The following is a 7,870-nucleotide window of genomic DNA, read 5'->3' on the forward strand; positions in this document are numbered from 1 at the left end:
TTTAATACTTTCCCTATATTTCTATTTTATAAGTATTATAAATATAAAAAAAGAGTATCTTTGTTAGATACTCTAATTAACTTCTTCTAAATCTATACCATACTCATTTTTATACGATTCTTTTAATGATTTAACTTTCTCATCAGTACTTATTTTTAAATCATATATTATCTTTGAAAGCTTGGCTATAGGTTCAGGATTAATAGATTTCGTATAAACAGATAATGAATATGGTCTTTCTGAATATACTATTCCTGTATCATGTGTATATTCGTTATAACTTCCTATTTTATGAGCTACTATCTCATAAGGTAGATATTTATCCAATCTATCATGAAAAATAGTATTTTTCATGTGTTCTATTATAATATCATAAAGTGGATTATTATCTGGGTTATCATATAATCTCCTCAATATTATCCCTTGCTGTTTTGCTGTTAAATTATTTATTTCATCATTTCTAGACTCACCAGTCATTCTTAATACATAGGAGCTTATTGGCTCACAGGTCTTTTTTAACATCTGTGTAGCTATATTATCAGAATAAGTTATAGCTAGTTCCATAAGCTTAGAAACCTCTACCTCTGTTTTACCAGCAACTACGTAATCTTGAAGTATCCCCGTTCCTCCCTCATATTCTTCAGATGTATAAAGTACTGTATCAGTCTCTTTTAATTCTCCTCGCTGTATTGTATCTGCAACATTCATAACAAGTGCCACTTTAATAGTACTTGCTGCAGTAAAATATTTATTTTCATTGTAAGCTATAACTTGTCCACTTATTAAATCTTCATAATAAACTCCGTAATTATTTGATCCGTTTACCATAGTATTTATTGCTTCATCTATAGCTTTATTTTCATTATCATATATTTCTTTAATTTGTTCATTTAACTTCATTATTCTTTCATTCTTAACTTTTAACTTTTCTCGATCATCTGCCTTTGTTGTAATCACATTAGATACCCCAATAAGTCCAACACTAGAAATTAATATAACTATTATAATCACTATAAGCATTTGCTTTCTCTTAACGTTATTCCTCATACTATTCTTCACTTTATCCCCCCACCGTATATGAATACACTATAAATTGTAACACATATAATTTTACGGACAAATAAAATTTGTTACCCTTTTGTAATATTTTTAATATAAAAAAAGCATCTAACAAAAATTAGATGCCTTTTGGCGGAGAATCCGGGATTTGAACCCGGGCGCCAGTTGCCCAGCCTACGCCCTTAGCAGGGGCGCCTCTTCAGCCACTTGAGTAATTCTCCATGTGCCTTCTATATAAAAATATAATGGCGGAGAGACAGGGATTCGAACCCTGGGTACCCGTGAAGGTACGCCGGTTTTCAAGACCGGTGCCTTAAACCAACTCGACCATCTCTCCATAACTTACAGATGCTATTATATCAACCACACAATATATTGTCAACAGATTATTTAAAATTAAATTATATTTTTATAGATTATTTTAAAATAATTAATTTATATTATATAATAAAGTATCTTATATTAGGAGGTAAAGTATGACTTTATTTGTTTCAGACTTAGATGGTACTTTATTGAATAATTCTGCTGAGGTATCTAAAGAAAGTGCTATTTTATTAAATAAATCAATAGAAAGTGGTATTAATTTTACTATTGCAACCGCAAGAACTCCAGCCACTATTGTTAATATACTAAAAGATATTAATATAAAGCTTCCCATAATAACTATGAACGGTGCAGCAATATATGATATAAAGAATAATAAATATTTAAACTTCACTTCTCTACCAAAGGAAAAAGGATTAGAAGTATATCGACTAATAAAATCTTTTAATATTAATGCTTTTATTTATACTATTAATAATAATCACCTTTACGTATATTATGATAAACTTGTACATCCTTACCAGTTAGAATTTTATAATTCAAGAAAAGCAACTAAATATAAAACCTTCATCCAGGGAGAATTAAATCCAAACTTTGATGTTTTATATTTTACAATCATGGACTATGAAGATAAAATTATCACACTATATGAAAAATTAAAATTACTTAGTGACTTATATATTGTTAAATATAGAGATACCTATAATAAGGATATAATTAATCTAGAGATATATGACATAAAGTCTTCAAAAGCAAATGCTATTAGCATGATAAAAAATAGATATAACTTTGAAAATTTAATAACCTTTGGTGATAATTTAAATGATATTCCTATGTTTAATATATCTGACGAATGTTATGCTGTTGGAAATGCTGTACAAGATCTAAAAGATATTTCAACTAAAATAATTGGCAAAAACACAGATAACTCTGTTGCAAAGTTCATTCACAACTGTATTTAGAAATAAAAAAAAACTCAACAATTTGTTGAGTTTTTTTGTGGCGGAGAGACAGGGATTCGAACCCTGGGTACCCGTGAAGGTACGCCGGTTTTCAAGACCGGTGCCTTAAACCAACTCGACCATCTCTCCATATCACGAATTGTATTATACCAAGTTTTTATATAGTATGTCAATAAAAATTTCACTTTTTTTATTTAAAATATAAAATAATGTGATTAAATTCTTCTATTTCTCACGTCTCTTCATGTTTTTCATATCACAATATACTTCAATTATTTATATCAATACCCTATTTTATTATTCAATAAAAGAAAGCTAGTCATCAATTGATAACTAGCCTAAATAATTACTTTATAACACTCATCCCACCCATATATGGCTGTAATGCTTTTGGAATATTTACTGATCCATCTTCATTTAAATTATTTTCTAAGAATGCTATTAACATTCTAGGTGGTGCAACTACAGTATTATTTAATGTATGAGCGAAGTACTTACCATCCTTACCATTTACACGTATCTTTAATCTACGAGCTTGTGCATCTCCTAAGTTAGAACAACTTCCAACTTCAAAGTACTTCTTTTGTCTTGGTGACCAAGCCTCCACATCTATAGATTTAACTTTTAGGTCTGCTAGATCTCCTGAACAACATTCTAAAGTTCTTACTGGTATATCTAAAGTTCTAAATAAATCAACAGTATTCTTCCATAACTTATCAAACCACATCTTACTTTCATCTGGATGACATACAACTATCATTTCTTGTTTTTCAAACTGATGAATTCTATATATACCTCTTTCTTCTATTCCATGAGCTCCCTTTTCTTTTCTAAAGCAAGGTGAATAGCTAGTTAAAGTTTGAGGTAATGATTCCTCTGGTAATATTGTATCTATGTATTTACCAATCATTGAATGTTCACTTGTACCTATTAAATATAAATCTTCACCTTCAATTTTATACATCATTGCATCCATTTCAGCAAAGCTCATTACTCCAGTAACTACATTACTTCTTATCATGAATGGAGGTATGCAGTATGTGAATCCTCTATCTATCATGAAGTCTCTTGCATATGAAATAATAGCTGAATGAAGTCTAGCTATATTTCCCATAAGGTAGTAGAATCCATTTCCAGCAACCTTTCTTGCACTATCTAAATCTATTCCGTTTAACTTTTCAATTATATCTGTATGATATGGAATTTCAAATTCAGGTACAACTGGATCTCCAAAAATCTCTAACTCAACATTTTCGCTATCATCTTTTCCTATTGGAACAGTTGGGTCAATTATATTAGGTAAAACCATCATAATATCAGTAATCTTCTTATCTAATTCTGATTCTTTTTCTTCTAATTGTGCTAAACGCTCAGATTGAGCTGTAACTTGCTTCTTTATTTCTTCAGCTTCTTCTTTCTTACCTTGCCCCATTAAAGCACCAATTTGCTTTGATATCTTATTTCTTGATGCTCTTAATTCATCAGCCTCTGTTTTTGTCTTTCTATTTTCGATATCTAAAGCTATAACTTCATCTACTAATGGAAGCTTACTATCTTGAAACTTATTTTGAATATTCTTTTTTACAACTTCAGGATTCTCTCTTACAAATTTTAATTCTAACATTTATCAAATTCCTCCTACATATTAATTTACATATAAAAAAGAGTCTATTCATCCCTTGAAAAGGGACGAAAGACTCCGCGTTGCCACCCTAATTGATAGAAAAATCTATCCACTTAAATAATTTAACGGTTTCCCGTACTGCTCATCACAGTCCCTCCAAGGTGGATTCATAATAACTAAATATCAGTTTACACCATCCACTGACTCTCTAAAATTGTAATTATTATTACTAGCCTCTTCACAGGTTTAATATTAAATTATAATATATCATTACTATATTATAAGTCGTTGTTTCTTGTCAATATTTTACTAAACATTATTATCTATATTCTTTGTACAAATTATATCTATACCTGTATTAAGTATATTTTTGCATATAATATCACCAGCTTTAGTTGAACTTCCAACATATATTCTACTTAGTACCTTAGAAAATTCAACAAAATCACTTCTATCAACTTCTTTATTGCTTTTTACAGATATAACACGATTTTTTTCGTCGCCCTTTATCCTTACTATACTCGTAAATGTTTCTTTCATATTATCTCCCTAAACACCTTTAAATTCTTTAATTCTACTAGGCCATAATTGAGAATTCTTTGAATCTTCTACTATATCACTAGGCCTTTTATTCATTTCCCTTGCTAAAATATTCAATATTTTTCTATCACAATATGAACCATAGCAACTTCCAAGACCTGCGCCAGTTCTTCTCTTTATTCCTTCTATAGTTCTTGCCCCCAATGGCCTTCTTATACAATCAACTATTTCTCCCTCAGATACCTGATTACAAATACATACTATATTTCCGTATCTCTTATCTAATGAAATTATTTCATTCCTTTGACTTTTATTCATTTCCCTAAATCTATATACTTCTCTTCTCTTATCAACAAAGTTCTTTTTATAAGTAGCTTTCATATTATTTGCTATAGTATAGCTCATTGTTTTAGCTATAGCAGGTGCAATTGTAATTTTCCCATAGTGAGTTCCTGTTATACTTATATAACCCATATCAATTTTACTATCATCAATATACATTAAGTTTTTATTGCACTCTTCGTTAAATATATTACTTATATTATTTATTTTAACCTCTGGAAATACCTTATTAGCATATTTTATTCCCTCTTCTACAGTTAATTGATGAGAACTTTTAATTCCAATAATATATCCGTTAGATAAATTAGGTATATTTAAAACAAATTTATCTTCATCTATTGTATTAATAATGACTTTATTTAGATAATTCCCATCATCACCATCTACTACTAAATAAGTTGTGTTATTCATTATTTCGTGCCTATCAATTTCTTCACCATCTATCATATATTTCTTATCTGGAATAGTATTAATTACAGCTTTACATGTAAATTTATTTTTATTTGTAGTTACCTTAAATCCTTTTGATATGCTCTGTATATCTAATACCTCTTCCTCAAACCTAAAGTTTACTCCATTATCTGCTGCTACCTCTCCATATGCTATAGCTAAATCATAAGGGGCTATTATCGCTACATTTTCTGAGTATAATGATTTTTTTACATCATACTTTATATTAGGTTCTATATCATATACATCTGAACTCTCGATTAAATGCACGTTTTCTATACCTCTTTTTTTAGCTCTATCATACATATTAATTAAATCATCTATACCTTTTTCATCAGATACTATCCTTAAAGCTCCTACCTTCTTATAGGCAACATTAAATTTAGAACATGCCTCTTCGATTAACTTACTCCCATTTTTCTCAAGAGATGACATTAACTCATTTGATGTCTCTGAACCATCATAAACTACTGATGTATTCACAAAGGATATATCATCAACTATATCATAATCTTTTTCTATTAATGCAATATTCAAATTGTACTTTGACATTTCATAAGCAACAGAACATCCTAATATTCCACCACCTAAAATTAATACATCATAATCCATTAAATATTATTCCTCCACCCTACTTAATTAAAAAACCTCTTTTATTTAGTTCATCTAATATTAAATTTATATTATCCTGTGTATCAGCAGATATAGTATGTAGATGTATTCCATTTGTCAACATAGATAACATCTTTGCACTACTATTATTATATTTTTTTATAAAACTCTCTAAATCATTTAAATTTTTTATCATTAACATTCCTTTTATTTCTCCATATAAAGGGTGTTCTACAATAACATCTTCCACAACCCCTCCATACTTTACTATAGCCCCCAATTCATGCTCTAAGTCATCTTCTTTATGATTAACAGCAACTATGACAGTAATCTTATTAACTTTATCTCCACCTACCATATATCCATCTGGGGTTGCTATAATATTTTCTCCTCTTGCTCTTAATAAAGCTATATCTTTAACAATTATTTGCCTTGTTACATTATATTTTTTTGCTAAATTACTTCCTTTAACTGGTTCCCTTAAATTAAGTAACATTTTCATAATGTCTTTTCGTCTCTCATTAGAATTCATCTAAATCCCCCTACCTTAATTATTATCATCGCACTCTTTTATAATTTTTAAATAAATATTAGATCCTATATTTTTATAATGATGTTTTTCTATAGCTTCCAAAAATTCTTTATCATATACTCCATTTGATTTTTTTAACATATTAATAGACTTTTTAGGATGATTATAATATAAATCTACCTTTTTATTATTACTATATTTAATAAACTTTCCATTCATAAACCTATCTAAAACAACTAAAGCTGATTTTTCAATTACATTCAATTTATGCTCACTCTTTCCTATATCATGTAGCAAAGCTATCTTAGCCAGTTTCCTTTCATCTATATTAGTTTTATTTGAATATATATTTAATGCATCTTTACAAACTCTTATAGAGTGATGCTTATCTGATGTACATAACTTATCAAATAAAATTTTTTCTTCTTTATTTAAATATTTATTTAATATCTCTTCATTAATAGGTATAAATGGTGCCGTAATAGCCCATATAAATTGTTTTACTCTATATAACATAATAATTATACCTCTCATTTAAACTTGTGTACGTATTAATATTATCACTATCAATATCTACTATCAATTCTCTCACAATATTTCATATATAAATAAAAAGACTATTATTTAATTAAAACTTAAATAATAGCTCTTTTATGAAAATTGTAGATTCAGAAGTGATTTTTTCATCATACTTTTTTATACAAAAAAAAGGAATTACTTTTAGTAATTCCTTTTATGGTGGAGATAAAGAGATTCGAACTCTTGACCCCCTGCGTGCAAGGCAGGTGCTCTCCCAACTGAGCTATACCCCCAAAATGGTGGACCTTCAGGGACTCGAACCCCGGACCTACCGGTTATGAGCCGGTTGCTCTAACCAACTGAGCTAAAGATCCAGTTGTTACCTGGCAACATCCTACTCTCCCACACAGTCTCCCATGCAGTACCATCGGCGCTATAGAGCTTAACTTTCCTGTTCGGTATGGGAAGGAGTGTTTCCTCTATGCCATCATCACCAGATTCATTACAAAATAAATTATACAAACTATATTTTATTTTGTCAACATATTTTCAGAGTTGTTCTCTGAAAATTGCACATAATCATTGAAATATCTTTAACTTGGTCAAGCCCTCGACCTATTAGTATCAGTCAGCTACATACATTACTGCACTTACACCTCTGACCTATCAACCTCGTGTTCTTCAAGGGGTCTTACTAGCTTATGCTATGGGAAATCTCATCTTGAGGTGGGCTTCACGCTTAGATGCTTTCAGCGTTTATCCCTTCCCGACTTAGCTACCCAGCTGTGCTCCTGGCGGAACAACTGGTGCACCAGAGGTCAGTCCATCCCGGTCCTCTCGTACTAAGGACAGCTCCTCTCAAATTTCCTACGCCCGCGACGGATAGGGACCGAACTGTCTCACGAC

Annotated in this window: 7 protein-coding genes, 5 tRNA genes, 2 rRNA genes and 1 other annotated feature; of the genes, 1 reads left to right on the forward strand and 13 read right to left on the reverse strand. The window is 30.0% G+C overall.

Annotated elements, in window-relative coordinates; all coding sequences use genetic code 11:
* Window positions 1-72: 72 nt before the first annotated feature.
* The 3 genes from G594_RS18800 to G594_RS0111035 all read right to left on the reverse strand — a co-directional run bounded on the left by G594_RS18800 (window position 73) and on the right by G594_RS0111035 (window position 1,396).
* Window positions 73-1,059, reverse strand: coding sequence for a serine hydrolase (locus G594_RS18800; RefSeq protein ID WP_051195980.1), 987 nt, complete (start codon window positions 1,057-1,059; stop codon window positions 73-75).
* Between the two features lie 130 nt (window positions 1,060-1,189).
* A tRNA-Ser gene (locus tag G594_RS0111030) sits at window positions 1,190-1,280 on the reverse strand.
* Window positions 1,281-1,305: 25 nt separating this feature from the next.
* Window positions 1,306-1,396 (reverse strand) — tRNA-Ser (locus G594_RS0111035).
* Between the two features lie 139 nt (window positions 1,397-1,535).
* Here G594_RS0111035 and G594_RS0111040 point away from each other — a divergent pair.
* Window positions 1,536-2,345: an HAD-IIB family hydrolase gene (locus G594_RS0111040; protein WP_027098641.1), complete on the forward strand. Its 810-nt coding sequence runs from the start codon at window positions 1,536-1,538 to the stop codon at window positions 2,343-2,345.
* A gap of 38 nt (window positions 2,346-2,383) precedes the next feature.
* On the opposite strand, the gene G594_RS0111045 is transcribed toward G594_RS0111040, so the two are convergent.
* The 10 genes from G594_RS0111045 to G594_RS0111090 all read right to left on the reverse strand — a co-directional run.
* Window positions 2,384-2,474 (reverse strand) — tRNA-Ser (locus tag G594_RS0111045).
* A gap of 217 nt (window positions 2,475-2,691) precedes the next feature.
* The gene (gene serS / locus G594_RS0111050) at window positions 2,692-3,969 is read right to left on the reverse strand and encodes a serine--tRNA ligase (RefSeq protein WP_027098642.1); all 1,278 of its coding nucleotides are present in this window, start codon (window positions 3,967-3,969) and stop codon (window positions 2,692-2,694) included.
* Window positions 3,970-4,027: 58 nt separating this feature from the next.
* Window positions 4,028-4,220, reverse strand: a binding site (T-box leader).
* Between the two features lie 58 nt (window positions 4,221-4,278).
* Window positions 4,279-4,509 (reverse strand): DUF1667 domain-containing protein, encoded by a 231-nt coding sequence (locus G594_RS0111055; protein WP_027098643.1) that lies wholly within the window; start codon window positions 4,507-4,509, stop codon window positions 4,279-4,281.
* Window positions 4,510-4,518: 9 nt separating this feature from the next.
* Complete coding sequence (locus tag G594_RS0111060; protein ID WP_027098644.1) at window positions 4,519-5,913, reverse strand: NAD(P)/FAD-dependent oxidoreductase; 1,395 nt, start codon at window positions 5,911-5,913, stop codon at window positions 4,519-4,521.
* 19 nt (window positions 5,914-5,932) lie between these two features.
* Complete coding sequence (locus G594_RS0111065) at window positions 5,933-6,445, reverse strand: transcription repressor NadR (RefSeq protein ID WP_027098645.1); 513 nt, start codon at window positions 6,443-6,445, stop codon at window positions 5,933-5,935.
* 15 nt (window positions 6,446-6,460) lie between these two features.
* Window positions 6,461-6,961: an HD domain-containing protein gene (locus G594_RS0111070; protein ID WP_027098646.1), complete on the reverse strand. Its 501-nt coding sequence runs from the start codon at window positions 6,959-6,961 to the stop codon at window positions 6,461-6,463.
* A gap of 220 nt (window positions 6,962-7,181) precedes the next feature.
* Window positions 7,182-7,257 (reverse strand) — tRNA-Ala (locus tag G594_RS0111075).
* 4 nt (window positions 7,258-7,261) lie between these two features.
* Window positions 7,262-7,338, reverse strand: a tRNA-Ile gene (locus G594_RS0111080).
* Between the two features lie 7 nt (window positions 7,339-7,345).
* Window positions 7,346-7,462 (reverse strand): 5S ribosomal RNA (rrf, locus tag G594_RS0111085).
* Between the two features lie 100 nt (window positions 7,463-7,562).
* Window positions 7,563-7,870, reverse strand: a 23S ribosomal RNA gene (locus G594_RS0111090); the annotation flags it as partial.

Source organism: Clostridium paraputrificum AGR2156 (assembly GCF_000424025.1).
GTDB classification, from domain to species: Bacteria; Bacillota; Clostridia; order Clostridiales; family Clostridiaceae; genus Clostridium; species Clostridium paraputrificum.